Origin of the sequence: Stanieria cyanosphaera PCC 7437 (genome assembly GCF_000317575.1) — a bacterium.
GTDB lineage: Bacteria > Cyanobacteriota > Cyanobacteriia > Cyanobacteriales > Xenococcaceae > Stanieria > Stanieria cyanosphaera.
Map to the genome: position 1 here is coordinate 863,968 of NC_019748.1, position 15,550 is coordinate 879,517.

Here is a 15,550-nt window from a genome sequence, read left to right on the forward strand (position 1 = left end):
TATTTCTTGCAAACAATTTACTTTGTAAGGATAATAGCAGTTGCATCTATAGTTTTAAAGTAGTAAAAAAGTTATTGGAAAGTAACTTTGAGAGTTTAAGCGAGTATTGCTTAGCTAATTTATGATTATTTTTGTCTAAAATATTGTTTATATAGATTAAGTATCGATCGTTTTGATAGCTCGATCAAAGCTATTTAAAATTGTTTCTAAAGAAAAGTTAGTTTTGGCACTAATATAACCATGGTGTGCTATCTTATCAGCAAAAGCAGAATCGTCAATTAATTTTTGAATTTGCTGTTGGAGAGCAATCTGATCTCCAAGAGGAAATAACAAACCTGTTTTGCCATCTTCGATTAACTCTAATGCTCCTCCCGCAGCCGAAGCAATGACTGGTTTTTGCGCCAATTGTCCTTCGACGATTACTCTGCCAAATGGTTCTGGTTCGGTGGAAGTATGAGCTATAATATCGCAAGCTTTCATTAAGGTTGGAATGTCATCACGAAAACCTAACCAATGAACTCTTTCTTTCAGTTCTGGTTCGTTGGCTAGAGTCTTGAGATAAGAAACATATTCTTCTTCACCAAATAAAGCATCTCCTACTAAGATAACGTGGACTTGAGGTAGTTGTTTAATCGCAAGTAACAGAATATGTTGTCCTTTCCAGTAAGAAAGCCGGCTAAATAATCCCACTAAAATTTTATTGCCGATTGCTAAAGAATCTCGTATTTGCTGAATTGCTTGTGTTGATACGCAATCGAAGGATGCTGAATCAAAGCCATTATATACAACGCTGACTAGACTTGCTTTACCTCCAGCAGCGATAAAAGCTTTACCTGTAGCTTGAGAATTAACTAATACTTTAGTAGCAAATTGATTAGCTAAAGTTACAGCAATACGACGATTGAGTCGACTAAAATGTTTGGCAGTAATAATATCTCTTAAATGCCAAACTACAGGAGGACTACCTTGTAGAGTTGCTAGTGCAGCAACAATAAAGGCTTTTTGGGAGTTGGCATGAATTAAATCAAATCCTTTTGCTTCAGTTGCTACTTGTCGAGCTATTCGCCATAATTCTGGTATTGTCTTTAGAGCCTTTAGTCCTCCCGAAGTACGAAGTCCGAGAATTTGTTGGGAAGCTTCAACAAGTTTAACTGTGACACCTAAATTTTCAAGACGGGGACGCAAAATTCCATCGGTAAATAATAATACTTGGCTTGAGCGACGGTAGGCAAAGGCTAAATCAATTAAACTTAGTTCGGCACCTCCTAAAGTAGCAGTATGGTCGACAAAAAGAATTTTGGGTTGTTTCATTCTTGAATAATTATTTCGATTAGTTTTTTTTGCATATAATTTTTCATTAAAGGTTGCAAAATATAATTATTATCTTTTTTATAAATCAATCCTCGCTCTCTAAGAAAATCAAAGCTTTCGTGTAACTTAGATTTAGGTCTAAAATGAGAAAATTGTCGCTCTAATAGCTCATTTTTAGTGTAACCACTATTAATGGCAAGCCAATACAACATTTCTTTTTCTAATTTTGATAAATTGTTTAATTCTTGTTCTAGAATTTTAGTAACTTCTTTTAAGAGTGATATTTCTTGAAGAATACAATTAAAGTCTTCTTCTAAAATATTGTTGATATTGCTAACAAAAATATTGATAATTTGCGGATTATACTGACAATATTTGATTAAGCTGTGCCACTGTAATTCAGTTAAATTATTGTTTTTTAATCGATTTCGATAAACCAACTCAAGGCTAGATTGATTTAAACCTTGCAAATGCATAAAAAAAACTCGTTCATTGTCGTAGTATTCAAAGATTTTAGGCTTGATACTACTTGTAAAAATTGATAAACTTTGATGATGAGTTGCAACTAGACAACGAAGTAACTGAGCGTACTCTTCAGAATTTTGACGATAAAAAATAGTTGTAGAATCGCTTTCAAGAATTGAGTCAAGATCATCGATAATTAAAAGACAACGATAAGTCCGCAGATGTTCGACAAATTTTGTCAATAGACTGTTAATATGCTCATAATCATCCACTAAACTTTGATCTACTGAAGAGGCAAAAATTTGTAGATAGCTTTTTAACAATTCTTTGACAGAAAGAGATTCAGTTAGAGAAAACCAAATTACATAGTCAAATTGCTCGCTTATTTGCTTACCAAACTTGATAGCCAAAGCAGTTTTACCACAACCAACCATTCCTGAAATGATAACGGCACGACAACAAGGTTCTTGACTCCAATTATGTAATTGAGTTAGCTCCATTTGCCTACCTTGGAAATTTGTGATCTCAGGGGCAGTAGTCCAATGAATATACTCTTGCTTGCTGTTACTTGTTATAGTTGTTTCTCGTTTTTGATATTTATCAAGACTGCTATTTAGAGAGTTAATTTGACTTCTCATAAAAGGAACAAAATTGCTTTTATTAATCTGTGTTCCAAAAGATTTTGATAGCAGTTTCCAGAGTTCACAACCTTTTGTTTTGATATACTCGGTATCATAGTTATAGATATTAGCAATCTCAGAGTACGTTTTTCCTTCCCAAACTTGTTTAAGAATGATTTCTTGTATTTTATTTAAGTAAGAAGGACGAATCACTTCATCGATTATAAAAATAATACTTTCAAAACTATAAGAATTATTTATCATGCTCAATCTTAATTGCCAAGTTTTTAAATTTGATTAAAAAAATATTGATAGCTAAAAGTAATAAAAGTTACAAAAAATAAATCCAAGTGCTACTCATATAGAAACGAGTATTTTTCTAGCTTATACGTACGTATTACAAAGTCATAGAAAATAATACACTAAAAAATCTTGAAGTTAGATGAATTATTTCAAATAATTTCAGATTTTAGGTCACTTTATAATTTCTTTTGAGTTACTAGATCAACCTGTTACTTGTTAGTCTCAAGTACATATAATTATCGCAACACAACATACCAAAGTTTTGTTTTCTTGACTTGAGCGATCAAGCCAAAAGAAAACACGAGATTAAAACTAGCATTTAGTTGAAATTTTTAAACTAAGCATTGTTTAAGAATTGTCAAAAAACTATCAATGCGCCAAGGTCATATAGTAATAAATTATGAGAATAGCCCTGGTACATGACTATTTAACTCAAAAAGGAGGAGCAGAAAGAGTTTTTGCTCTACTATGTAAATTTTTCCATAGCGCGGATATTTATACTTCACTCTACGATTCAGTTAACACCATCGATTTAACGAACCGCTTGCCTCATACGACATTTTTACAAAAGCTTCCGGGTACGAAAAGGAATTTTCGTCTGTTTGCCCCGTTGTATTATCCCGCTTTTAGACTTTTAGACCTTCGTGAATACGATCTAATTATCAGCAGTACGTCTAGTTTTGCTAAAGCAGTAAAAACTAAACCTGGTGCAATGCATATATGTTTTTGTCATAATGTAACTCGTTTTTTGTGGAATACTCGCACTTATTTGGAAGAATATAACAGTTTTAGAAAATATTCTTTATTAATCAAACCAATATTAGGATTGATGCGCCAAGCAGATTTTATCTATGCTCAAGAGCCAGATTTGTATATAGCCAATTCTTCGACTGTTGCTTGCCGTATCGAAAAAATTTATCGTCGGAAGTCTTTAGTAATTAATTATCCTATTGACACCAATAAATTTATATTTTCAGACCAAAAAGAAGATTTTTATTTGATTTCTTCCCGTATGATTAGTTATAAGCGTTTAGATATCGCGATCGAAGCTTTTAACTGGTTAGGGCTACCCTTAGTAATTATTGGTGATGGTCCAGAGCGCAAACGTTTAGAAGAAAAAGCATTAAGTAATATCAAATTTTTAGGATATGTAGACGATCAATGGCGTACTCATTTAATGGCAAAAGCCAAAGCTGTTGTGATTACGGCATTAGAAGATTATGGATTAGTTCCAATTGAAGCTAATGCTAGCGGTACTCCAGTAATTGGCTATGGAGCGGGAGGAATTCTTGATACTCAAATTTCAGGAAAAACGGGAATTTTATTCAAACATCAATCACCAGAAGCTTTGCAATCAGCTTTATTACTCTCAGAAAAGCAAAAATGGAATTATCGCCAAATTCGCGCTCATGCAGTCAACAATTTTTCGGAAGCAGTATTTTTCGCTCAAGTCCAAAAAACTCTGGAAGAATTTTGTGGTAAATCGATGGTGGACAATTTAGCTCTTAACAGAGATTTAATCACAAAAAATGTTTTAGTGGAGGCGAATTAGATGAAGCAGATTGAATGGGAAGAAAATAGCAGTGATTTAGGCTATGGGCAGCTTTTAGGAATTTTATGGCGCAGGCGTTTTTGGATAGGAGGCGTGTTTTTGGGAGTTTTGGCAGTAGCAATTCCTTTGGCTTTGATGAAACAACCCCTCTACATGAGTCAGATGCAACTTTTAATCGAGTCTAATTATCAGACTAAAGATAGTACAAGAGGTAACGATAATAATCAATATTTAGAGGAAGAATTTGCCGATTCGAGTATCGAGATCGATTATCCAACTCAACTGAAGTTGATGCGTAGCTCTTATTTATTAAAAAAAGTAGTTAAAAAATTAGGTGTTGAAGGTTCGGATGCTGAAATTGCTGAAATTGTTGAACAATTAAAAAGCTCTCTTAGTGTCTACCAGGTTATCGATGAAAGTGAGGATAACAAAGGAACTGAAACAAAAATTATAGAAGTAGCCTACGTTAGCCAAGATTATAACGATAGCAAAAAAATATTAGAAGCAATTGAGCAAGTTTACATCGAATACAACGTCGAGCAACAAGAAAAGCGTCTGCGTGATGGATTGGCTTTTATTGCCAAACAAATTCCCGCAGCCCAACAAGAGGTAGCTGCGATCGAAGCTAAACTAACTCAACTGCGGTCAGAAAACAATTTAGTTTCACCCCAAGGAGAATCTGAGTCGATTAAAGCAGTTTTGAATAATATTCAACAGGAAAGAGCGACTCTCAAAGCAGAACAAAAGCAAACTCAAGGAAATTATCGTCAATTACAACAGGAATTAGGTTTATCAGCCGAAAATTCAGTCGCTATGACTCGCCTCAACCAATCATCCCAATATCAAAGTTTACTCAATAAGTTACAGCAAATTGAGATTGAATTGGCAGACAAACAGGCACGTTTTACAGATGATAATCCCGTAGTTAAAGATTTATTAGCACAAAAAAATACTCAAACAACATTATTACTACAAGAAGTAAAAAAAATTTTAGGAGCAGTGCCACCTAACTTTGCAGTGCAATTACAATCTTTATTGAGACAAGGAGAATTAGTCAACAGCAAAACCAATTTTATCGAAACAATTACTCAGTCGCAAGCTGACTTAAAGGGACTTGAAGAGCGAGATAGAAGCTTAGCTCAAACTGAATCAGAGCTTAGAGAAAAATTAACTCAATTTCCCGCTCTCATTGCTCGCTATGATAGTTTAACTCAGGAAGCAAATCTCAAAAAAAATGCTTTACAAAGACTACTAGCAGCCAAACAAGAACTAGAAATCGCACTGAGTCGAGGGGCTTACAATTGGCAAGTTATTGAATCGCCTCAACTGGGTGTACAAATTGCTCCCAATACTACTAAGGATATTTTGCTTAGTTTAGTAGTAGCTTCTTTTCTGGGAGGAACTACGGCTTTTATTAAAGAGTCTTTAGACGAGCAACTTTATAATTCCCGACAAATTCAAGAAAAAATTGCTTTACCACTATTAGGTAGTACTCCTGGATTACCTTTAGCTAAGCATGATCAATTTGTCGTAAAACTGCCTTTTCTGTCCCCTAAAGAGTCTTCTGTACAAGAAATTATCAACTGGCAACCTTTTCGTGAGTCTTTAGATTTGATTTATGAAAACTTGCAAAGACTTGGCTCTGGTTTTGCCTTTAAATCTTTATTACTAACTAGTGCCGTAGCAGGAGAAGGTAAATCGACTTTAGTTTTGGGATTGGCTTTCAGTATTGCCCGTCATCAAAAGCGTGTTTTGGTTATTGATGCTGACTTACGTTGTCCAAGTTTGCATGAAAAATTAGGAGTGGAAAATAATTCTGGCTTGAGCGATTTATTACAGGGAACTACTGCTAGTCTTAATATTCAACAAGTTACCTTGGCGGGAGAAAATATCGATCTAGTAACCTGTGGTTCTAGAATTACAGACCCTGTTAAATTTCTTAGTTCTCCTAAATTTAAACAGTCAATCGATCAGTTACAAGCTAATTATGACTTGATCTTAATCGATACGCCTCCAGTCCTGGGAATGGTCGATGCGATTAAAATCTCTGGTTATTGTGGGGGAACGATGATAGTAAGTCGTCTCAATCAAGTTAAAGCAACCGAATTAATTGAGGCTACCAATTTACTTTGTAATTCTAATTCTAAAGTACTGGGAATAGTTGTCAATAATTCTCAAGATGTAACCATGCGATATCAAAAGCAACCTCAATATTTATTAAGCCAACCAATTTGATTACTTATTCATGACTGCAAATATCTTACTTACTACCTCCAAAGTCTTAACTTTAGACCTCGACAATCCCCAAACCGAGAAATTTATACCTGCCTGTCGTCTAAAATGGCGCAAGAAAATTCTCTGGGTAACTAAAGTTTCAGACGATTTTAAGCCAATTCCTGCTTTAACACGTCAGCAATGGCTACAAGACTGTCTGAATAATTCTTGGGTAAAAACGGTTTGTCTGGACTATAGTTTGGAAGAGAAAGCAATCCGAGTATGGGCAGATACTTGTCGAAAAGCTAAGAAAAAGGTGTTTTTACGTATTAATTCTAGTTATCAAATTCTAAATCGCTACACCCAAGTTTGTTGGCAGATTAAAAGAATTTTTGATTGGGTTAGTGCTGCTATATTACTGTTGTTGCTAAGTCCACTAATGTTAGCGATCGCATTCTTAGTGAAGCTTTCTAGTCCTGGAAAGATTTTATTTCGTCAATGGCGCGTGGGCAAAAGAGGTCAACTATTCCAAATTTATAAATTTCGCACTATGAAGGTAGATGCCGAACAGCAACATCATCAGGTTATGGGCGATCTCGATGGCTTACACAAGTTAGAAAAAGACCCTAGAATTACTCCTCTTGGTAAGTGGTTGCGTAAATATAGTCTCGATGAGTTACCTCAGCTATTTAACGTATTACGGGGAGAAATGAGTTTAGTTGGTCCTCGTCCTTGGGCTTTGTATGACGCGCTTCGGCTAAGAGAAGCAGACAAGAAAAGATTGAATGCTTTGCCTGGAATTACTGGTGCTTGGCAAGTCAAGTCTCGTTCTCAATTGTTGGATTTGAATGCCGTCACTAAATGCGATCTTGAATATTTACATAGTTGGTCGTTAATTGGAGACCTCAAAATCTTAATGCTGACAATTCCTAAAGTTATTTCTGGTTTTGGTGCTTATTAATACTATGCTCGTTCGTCTTAAAATCTCCACTTACATCGGTAAATTGCTCAAAACTACAAGTTTTTGGCAAGATAACAAGATTATTCTCAGAGAGTTTAAGTACTTTCGTACGATCGCGATTATTGCCTTAACCTGTACTTTACTGGCTGCTCTTTTTGAAGGAACGACGGTTGGTTTAATTGCCTCTTTTTTACAGGTATTGACTACTCCTGAAAAACCACCTCTAGAAACTGGGATTCAATGGTTAGATATTAATCTCTTAGCAACAAAAGCATCTCCAGAAGCGCGAATTTATCGCCTGTCTGCTTTTATTTTAGTAGCGATTTGGTTGCGATCGCTTTTAAATTACTTAGGACTTTATTATTCTAGACTGGCTCAATCTAACTTATGCGATCGTCTTCGGAAACGTTTATTCGAGCAGTTTCAGAGTTTGAGTCTTAGCTACTATACAACCAGTCGTTCGGGAGATTTAATCAATAGCCTGACTACAGAAATTAATCAACTAAAACAAGCTTTTGATGTATTTTCTGGCTTAATTACTAGAGGCTCTACTTTAGTAGCATATATAATCTCCATGTTTTGGCTATCTTGGCAACTTTCTTTAGCTGCATTGTCACTTTACACGCTGCTATCAGTAGGTTTATCAACACTTATTCGTCGCGTCCGCCAAGCAAGCTTTAGCATACCACAAGCAAACGGTCAATTAGCTTCGATTGGGATCCAATTTATTAACGGAATTCGCACCGTAAAGGGTTCGGCGACAGAAGACTTTGAAAGAAAAAGATTTTATCAAGCCAGTCAAGACATAATTCGTGCTGAAGAGCGGGTCGCGGGTATTTCCGCTTTGGTTCAACCCTTAGCAGAAGGAACGGCTAGCACTATTTTGATTGTCATGGTTATCGTGGCATTTAATCTTTTTATCTCAAAGGGAAACTTACAAACTTCATCGCTACTGACTTTTATGTTTGTCCTGTTTCGGATGATGCCATTGGTATCTCAGGTAAACACAATCAGAGAGTATCTAGGTCGTTTTCAAGGTTCAGTTAATAATATCCAAGAACTGCTTAAAACTAAAAATAAACCTTATTTAGACAATGGCACTCTACAATTTAAGGGATTAAAACAAGGAATAAGTTTTTTATTAGTAAATTTTGGTTATGAATTTAACAATTTTGTTTTAAAAAATATCAAGATCACCATTGAAAAAGGTAAAGTTACAGCAATAGTAGGTGGCTCGGGTGCTGGTAAAAGTACTTTGGTAGATCTGATTATCCGTTTTTATGACCCAACAGAAGGTTCGATTTTATTAGATGGCAAGAATTTAAAAGATTTTGATATTGCTTCGGTTCGTCGCAAAATGGCAATTGTCAGTCAAGACACTTTTATTTTTAATGCTTCGGTTAGAGATAATATTGCCTATGGTTTAGAAAAACTTAGTGAAGAAGATATTTGGCAAGCAGCCAAATTAGCTCACGCAGTTGAATTTATCAAAGAACTACCAGATGGTTTAGATACTGTTTTGGGAGACAGAGGAGTACGTTTATCTGGTGGACAAAAACAAAGAATTGCGATCGCTCGTGCCTTACTGCGTAATCCAGACATTTTAATCTTAGATGAAGCCACCAGTGCGTTAGATTCAGTTACGGAAAAGTTGATCCAAGAGTCTTTAGAAAAGCTAACTCAAGGAAGAACCGTAATCGCGATCGCTCATCGTCTATCTACTATTGCTAAGGCAGATAAAATTGTAGTGCTTGAAGAAGGAAGAATTATAGAACAGGGAAGTTATCAAAATTTATTGGCAAGAAAAGCTGCGCTTTGGAAATATCATCAAATGCAACACCAGCTTACTAACTAAAAAAAAATTACAAGAAAGAACAGAGAATGAAAAGTATTTTCTTGAATAAAAATTGGCATCCAAGTTGGAAACAAGCTTATATACACGACCTCAATGATATTTATAATTGTCAAAAAAATATTATTGATTTTAAAAAACTCAATTTAAAAAATAGAGGTTATACGTATGCTTACGCTAATCGTTTTCAGCAAACTGTTAATTTAATTCAAAAATGTGTAAACCCTGGAGGTAAAATTTTAGATTTAGCTGCTGGAGGAGGTAATTTTAGTTTAGTTTTGGCAGAATTAGGTTACGAAGTTACTTGGAATGATTTACGCGAAGAACTTGTAGATTATGTCAAATTAAAATATGAAAAAGGTAAGATTAATTATCTGCCTGGAAATATATTTGAGCTTGATTTAGAGCCAAATTTTGATTTAATTCTTATTGCAGAGGTAATCGAACACGTTGCTTATCCAGATAAGTTTTTAGAGCAAGTGTCAAAATATCTTAAACCTGGAGGTCATATAATTATGACAACTCCAAATGGTGAATATATACGAAACCAACTACCAAAATTTTCAGACTTCCCAGAGCCAAGTAAATTTGAATCCGAACAGTTTAAGCCTGACGGAGATGGACATATATTTTTACTACACATCGACGAAGTAGAAATGTTAGCGAAAAAATCAAATTTAACGGTGAAAGAATTCTATTTAATTAATAATTTTTTTACTAGAGGTTGCTTAAAAACAGAACAAATATTATCTATAACACCTTATTTTATTGTTGAAAATATAGAAAAAATTATTAATTTTTTGCCTTTATTAATAAAGAAAAAGCTTGCTCGGGGAATGTGTTTTATCCTAACCAACTCGGCAAGTATCTAATCTAGTTTTTGCTCATGATGATACTTGTTATAGATTTATGAAAATTTGTATTGTTACACATAAATTAATTAAAGGCGATGGTCAAGGTAGAGTTAATTATGAAATTGCTTCGGCAGCTATCCGGAATGGTTATCAAGTCACTCTTATAGCTACTCAGATAGATAGTAAACTACAAAATCATCCTTTAGTCGAGTGGGTCTATATTCCTGTTAAAATTTTTCCTTCAGTATTTCTACGAAATCTTGCTTTTTCTTGGCAAAGTACTAAATGGTTGAAAACTTATCGTAAAAATCTAGATATTGTTGTAATAAATGGTGCGATTAATAGCTTTCCCGCAGATATTAATATAGCTCATTTTGTTCATAGTTCTTGGTTACAATCACCATTTCATATTTCTAAGCAGCGTAAGAATTTATATGGATTTTATCAATGGTTTTATACATTTTTAAATTCTTATTGGGAAAAACGGTCTTTTGCTATCGCTAAATTAGTTGTAGCTGTATCAAAAAAGGTTAAAGATGAACTAATCGAAATTGGTGTACCTTCCGAAAAAATTCAAGTAATTTTTAATGGTGTCGATTTAGAAGAATTTTCTCCAGGGTATGTTAAACGGCAAAAAATCGTTCTTCCTGAAAACGTAACTTTGGCAATGTTTGCAGGTGATATTCGCACTAATCGCAAAAACTTAGATACTGTTCTTAAAGCTTTAGTGGAATTGCCTAATTTACATTTGGCGGTATTGGGTAACGTCCAAAACAGCCCCTATCCCAAAATGGCAGAAGATTTAGGTATAAGCCAGAGAGTTCATTTTTTAGGCTATCGCGTTGATGTGGCACAGATAATGCAAACAGTAGATATGTTTGTATTTCCCTCTCGTTATGAAGCTTGCACCTTAGTCTTGCTAGAAGCAATTGCTAGTGGTCTTCCTGTAATTACTGCTAAAATAACGGGCGGTTCTGAAGTTATAACATCTGAGTGTGGAATACTTTTAAATTCAACGGAAGATGTTTCTGAACTATCAAAAGCTTTAGAAAGATTAACAAGCGATCGCAATTTAAGAGAGCAAATGGGTAAAGCAGGTAGAGCCATAGCAGAACAACATAGCTGGGAAAGTAAAGCAGAAAGATATTTACATTTGTTTGAGGAGTTGATTGCCTCATGAAAATCAGCACCGTTGTTCCTAAAAATATCCCCTTTTCTTTTCAGATAGCGAAGCCAGTCCGAATTGCTATTGGAGGCTTAACTCTGTTTACTATTTTGGGTATTTTGCTAGGTGCGGGTAATATTCTGCGCTTGATTTTCCCTGTAGCATCTTTATGTGTAGGATTATTTTTATATTTTCAATATCCAATTATCTACATTGGCTTTACTTGGTGGCTTTGGTTTTTAACCCCTCTTATCAGTCGGCTAATTGACTATCGTAGTGGTTGGGATCCGAGTCGTCTAATTTTGGTCGCACCATACTTAGTGACCATGATTACAACAATTACCTTATTCAAATATCTTCCCAGAACCTACAGTCGTGGCGGATTGCCATTTATTTTAGTACTTGCTGCCATCGGTTATGGAACATTAATTGGCTTAGTTAATAATCAAGTTTTTGCCGTAGCACGTAGTTTTTTAGATTGGTTTTCCCCCATAGTATTTGCTTTTCACTTATGGATTAACTGGCGCGACTATCTACGTCATCGAGAAATAATACAATCTACTTTTCTTTGGGGAGTTTTAATTATGGGGGCTTACGGTGTTATTCAATATTTGATTGCTCCGGAATGGGATAGATTTTGGCTTAACGAATCTGGAATGTTTACTAGTTCTGGTTCTCCCGAACCTTTGGGAATTAGAGTTTGGAGTACGATGCATTCACCAGGTCCATTTGCTGTAGTCATGCAAGCTGGCTTAATACTTTTATTTACCCATAAAAAACCTTTACGAATTCCTGCTGCAATTGTAGGAATTTTAACGTTTTTACTAACTTTAGTTCGTTCTGCTTGGGGAGGTTCAATATTAGCAATGTTACTTTTTATTCCCTCTCTTAAAAGCAAACTTCAGTTACAAATAATTTCCACAATACTAATTTTAGGTCTTTGTGTACTACCTTTAGCAACTGTCGAACCATTTGCTAGTAAGATTAGCGATCGCGTTCAAACTTTAACCAACATTAAAAAAGACAATAGTTTTAGAGCAAGACAAAATAGATATGAGGAAAATCTTCAAGCCTCTCTTTCACAATTTCAAGGTACAGGATTAGGTCACACTTGGTCATTTAATGAAAGTAAAAATGGATTATCAGTTACCGTAATTGATAGTGGAGTTTTAGATCTTTTCTCAACCTTAGGATGGGTTGGAGCTATTCCTTACTTAGGCGGTCTTATTTTGATGATTGCCAATTTATTCAAGTTTTCTCAACTGAATTTTGATTCTTTTCTCTCTGCTTCAAAAGCTTTAATATTAAGCTATTTAATCATGTTAATTATCTCTAGCGGAATGATATCAGTTTCCGGATTGTTATTGTGGGGTTTTATAGGATTGAATATGGCAGGAAATAAATTTTATTTAAAAAATACATAGCTCAATTGATTTTTTAATATTAAAAATTTACAAATAGGTAAAATTAATGGTTTTTATAAACACTAATCAAAAAAAAGAACTAGTTTCTATTAGAGGTCATCATTTTTATACTAGGTTTATTAATGAAAATTCTAATATAATTGATTTAGGTAGTCATCTAGGACAATTTTCTGAACAAGTAAGTAAGAAATTTAAATGTAAGTGTTTTGCTGTAGAGGCTTTTCCAGATTTATTTAAAAAAATCAAAGAAACTGAATTAATTAAAAAATTTAATTATGCAATTTCAATTAGTGATGAACCTGTTAGTTTTAACATAAGTGATAATCTTGAAGCTAATCATATCAGCAAATTTTCATCAAATAATACTCAAACTATTGTTGTGCAAGGAATAACCTTTGAGAATTTTATTAAAAAATACAATATAAAATACATTGATTTACTAAAGGTTGACATTGAAGGTGCTGAAATAGATTTATTTAATTCGATTAGTGATGAAAGTTTAAAAAAAATTAAACAAATAACAATTGAGTTTCATGATTTTGTATTTCCAATAGAAAAAGAAGTTAATCTTATAATTAAAAGGTTATCTGTTTTGGGATTTTATCCAATTAATTTCTCTTTGCGTACCAAAGAAGATTTTTTGTTCATTAATCGGAAATTGTGTAAATTTTCATTTTTTGATTTTTTATTTACCAAATATATTCTTAAAAATAGAGAAGGGGTTATCAGGATTTTTAAAAGATTATTTAAATCAAATAGGTAATTTATTAAGTAGAAACAATTTATAGCTCATCGAATGATTTTAATCAATAAAATAAAAAGAAAAATTATTGCTGTTTTAGCTTATTGTATAGAGCCAGTAATTCAAGAAATAATTAATAATCGAATTAGAGTTTGGGGAGATCCTAAGCGTCTGAAAATAGCTTCAACGGCATCAATGGTAAACACTCTTTTTAATACGTCATCTGGATACATTACAATAGGAGACTATACTTTTACTGGTCATAACGTTTCGATTATAACTGGAACTCATAAATATCAATCTTTTCTAGAAGAAAGAAAAACAAATGTTCCATGTATTGGAAGAGATATAGTGATTGGAAAAGGAGTGTGGATTGGTTCTAATTGCGTAATCTTAGGTCCAGCAACAATTGGAGATCATGCAGTAATTGCAGCAGGGTCAGTGATCATACCAAAAACAAATATACCCCCAGCAGTTATTGTAGGTGGCATTCCAGGGAAAATAATTAAAAAGATCGTCAAAGATGATTCTTTATATTTTATTAATCAATCAAACAGTTAATAAACTAAATAAAAAATTTTAATCGAGCAATTGCGAAACAAAAAAACTGTTTTATTAGAGAATTTAAAAATAATGAGCGAAAAGACAAACGAAATTGAAATTCAAAAGCATTATTATGCAACAACTGCTGCGCAATACGATGAGATGCACATTAATGAAGAAGAAATTGCTCATACTATAGCTCTATCATTTTTAATTGGTCTGATAGATTATTTAGATGTAAAATCGATTCTTGACGTTGGTTCGGGAACTGGCAGGGCAATTTGTTATATACAAAAATATCGTCCAGATATAAATATAGTGGGCATTGAACCTGTTGAAGAACTTAGAAGAATTGGTTATTCAAAAGGAATTTCCCAAAAAAACTTAATTTATGGAGATGCAACGAAACTTCAGTTTGAAACAGCAGAATTCGATCTAGTTTGTGAGTTTGGAGTATTACATCATCTAAGAAAACCAGAATTAGCCGTTTCTGAAATGATTCGAGTTGCTAAAAAGGGAATATTTATTTCCGATATAAATAACTTCGGGGAAGGTTCCTTATTAAGTCGCTCAATTAAGCAAATGTTAAATTTTATAAGATTGTGGAAAATTGTAAATTTGATTAAAACCAAGGGAAAAGGTTATCGAATCTCTAAGGGAGATGGTCTTTCCTACTCTTATTCAGTTTTTAACAACTACAAACAAATTAAAAATCAATGCAATAGTGTTCATATTTTGAACACTCAAACTCCAAGTAGAGGTATCAATCCTTATCGAAATGCAGGTAATATTGCAATATTAGGTATAAAAAATCAAACGATTTACTAAAGCAAAACAATATTATAAAAATAAAAATGAAACAAGTAACCTACGCTAAACAAACCATAAACAACCCCAATCCGATAGCACGATTTGCACATCAGTCAAGAGTTAAAAAATCCATCAATTATACTTCTCATAATCTACCAGATAATGGTTCTATTTTAGATTTTGGTGCAGGACAAGGTTATTTTTTAAATATGCTTGCTAAAGAAAAACCTTATGCCAATTTATATGGCTATGAACCATACATGAATCTTCAACACAGTGAATTTATCCAAGTCAAAAATCTTGATAATTTACAATCTTCTTCTTTAGATGTTATTACTGCTTTTGAGGTTTGCGAACATCTTTATGACTACGAGTTACATGAATTTTTGCAACAAACAAAAAGATTACTTAAACCAGAAGGAACAGTTATCATTTCAGTTCCTATTATGTATGGATTTGCTTTAATTCCCAAAGAGTTAAATAGTATGTTCTTATGGAAAAGAAAACCAAATTATACAACTGTTGAATTTTGGAACGCTTTGTGGGGCAAACAAATATTAAGACCAAATTCGCTAAAGCACAATCATAAGGGATTTGATTTTCGTTGGCTTGAAAATATATTAAAACAATATTTTATAATAACAAAAAAATCGTTTTCTCCTTACAAATATTTACCTTGGTATATTAATTCTCAGTGTTTTTTTGAATGTAGTAAAAAAAAATAATTAAGATTA

13 protein-coding genes are annotated in these 15,550 nt (G+C 33.5%); 11 read left to right on the top strand and 2 right to left on the bottom strand.

Going from position 1 to position 15,550, the window contains the following annotated elements:
* Positions 1-156 precede the first annotated feature (156 nt).
* Both STA7437_RS03730 and STA7437_RS03735 read right to left on the bottom strand, forming a co-directional pair.
* Positions 157-1,311: a glycosyltransferase gene (locus STA7437_RS03730; protein ID WP_015192038.1), complete on the bottom strand. Its 1,155-nt coding sequence runs from the start codon at positions 1,309-1,311 to the stop codon at positions 157-159.
* A complete protein-coding gene (locus STA7437_RS03735) occupies positions 1,308-2,660 on the bottom strand; it encodes an NB-ARC domain-containing protein (RefSeq protein ID WP_015192039.1) in 1,353 nt (450 codons plus the stop codon). The genes STA7437_RS03730 and STA7437_RS03735 overlap by 4 nt, the downstream gene beginning before the upstream one ends.
* Positions 2,661-3,099: 439 nt before the next feature.
* On the opposite strand from STA7437_RS03735, the gene STA7437_RS03740 reads away from it, so the two are divergent.
* The 11 genes from STA7437_RS03740 to STA7437_RS03790 are packed head-to-tail and all read left to right on the top strand — an operon-like array spanning position 3,100 to position 15,541.
* The gene (locus STA7437_RS03740) at positions 3,100-4,251 is read left to right on the top strand and encodes a glycosyltransferase (RefSeq protein ID WP_015192040.1); all 1,152 of its coding nucleotides are present in this window, start codon (positions 3,100-3,102) and stop codon (positions 4,249-4,251) included.
* Complete coding sequence (locus tag STA7437_RS03745; RefSeq protein WP_015192041.1) at positions 4,252-6,486, top strand: GumC family protein; 2,235 nt, start codon at positions 4,252-4,254, stop codon at positions 6,484-6,486.
* A 10-nt stretch (positions 6,487-6,496) separates the two neighbouring features.
* On the top strand, positions 6,497-7,426 hold the full coding sequence (hepC, locus tag STA7437_RS03750; protein WP_015192042.1) for a heterocyst development glycosyltransferase HepC: 930 nt from the start codon (positions 6,497-6,499) through the stop codon (positions 7,424-7,426).
* 4 nt (positions 7,427-7,430) lie between these two features.
* Positions 7,431-9,281, top strand: coding sequence for a heterocyst formation ABC transporter subunit HepA (hepA, locus tag STA7437_RS03755; protein ID WP_015192043.1), 1,851 nt, complete (start codon positions 7,431-7,433; stop codon positions 9,279-9,281).
* Positions 9,282-9,307: 26 nt separating this feature from the next.
* Complete coding sequence (locus STA7437_RS03760) at positions 9,308-10,150, top strand: class I SAM-dependent methyltransferase (RefSeq protein WP_015192044.1); 843 nt, start codon at positions 9,308-9,310, stop codon at positions 10,148-10,150.
* Between the two features lie 37 nt (positions 10,151-10,187).
* Positions 10,188-11,312 carry a glycosyltransferase family 4 protein gene (locus STA7437_RS03765; protein ID WP_015192045.1) on the top strand — a complete coding sequence of 375 codons (1,125 nt, stop codon included), beginning with the start codon at positions 10,188-10,190 and terminating at the stop codon, positions 11,310-11,312.
* Positions 11,309-12,721, top strand: coding sequence for an O-antigen ligase family protein (locus STA7437_RS03770; protein WP_015192046.1), 1,413 nt, complete (start codon positions 11,309-11,311; stop codon positions 12,719-12,721). Before STA7437_RS03765 ends, STA7437_RS03770 begins: the two co-directional genes overlap by 4 nt.
* A gap of 46 nt (positions 12,722-12,767) precedes the next feature.
* Positions 12,768-13,484, top strand: a complete 717-nt coding sequence (locus STA7437_RS03775; RefSeq protein WP_015192047.1) for an FkbM family methyltransferase — start codon at positions 12,768-12,770, stop codon at positions 13,482-13,484.
* 33 nt (positions 13,485-13,517) lie between these two features.
* Positions 13,518-14,024 carry an acyltransferase gene (locus STA7437_RS03780; RefSeq protein ID WP_015192048.1) on the top strand — a complete coding sequence of 169 codons (507 nt, stop codon included), beginning with the start codon at positions 13,518-13,520 and terminating at the stop codon, positions 14,022-14,024.
* A 30-nt stretch (positions 14,025-14,054) separates the two neighbouring features.
* Positions 14,055-14,834 carry a class I SAM-dependent methyltransferase gene (locus STA7437_RS03785; RefSeq protein ID WP_150109031.1) on the top strand — a complete coding sequence of 260 codons (780 nt, stop codon included), beginning with the start codon at positions 14,055-14,057 and terminating at the stop codon, positions 14,832-14,834.
* Between the two features lie 26 nt (positions 14,835-14,860).
* Positions 14,861-15,541, top strand: a complete 681-nt coding sequence (locus tag STA7437_RS03790) for a methyltransferase domain-containing protein (protein ID WP_015192050.1) — start codon at positions 14,861-14,863, stop codon at positions 15,539-15,541.
* The last annotated feature ends 9 nt before the right edge of the window (positions 15,542-15,550 follow it).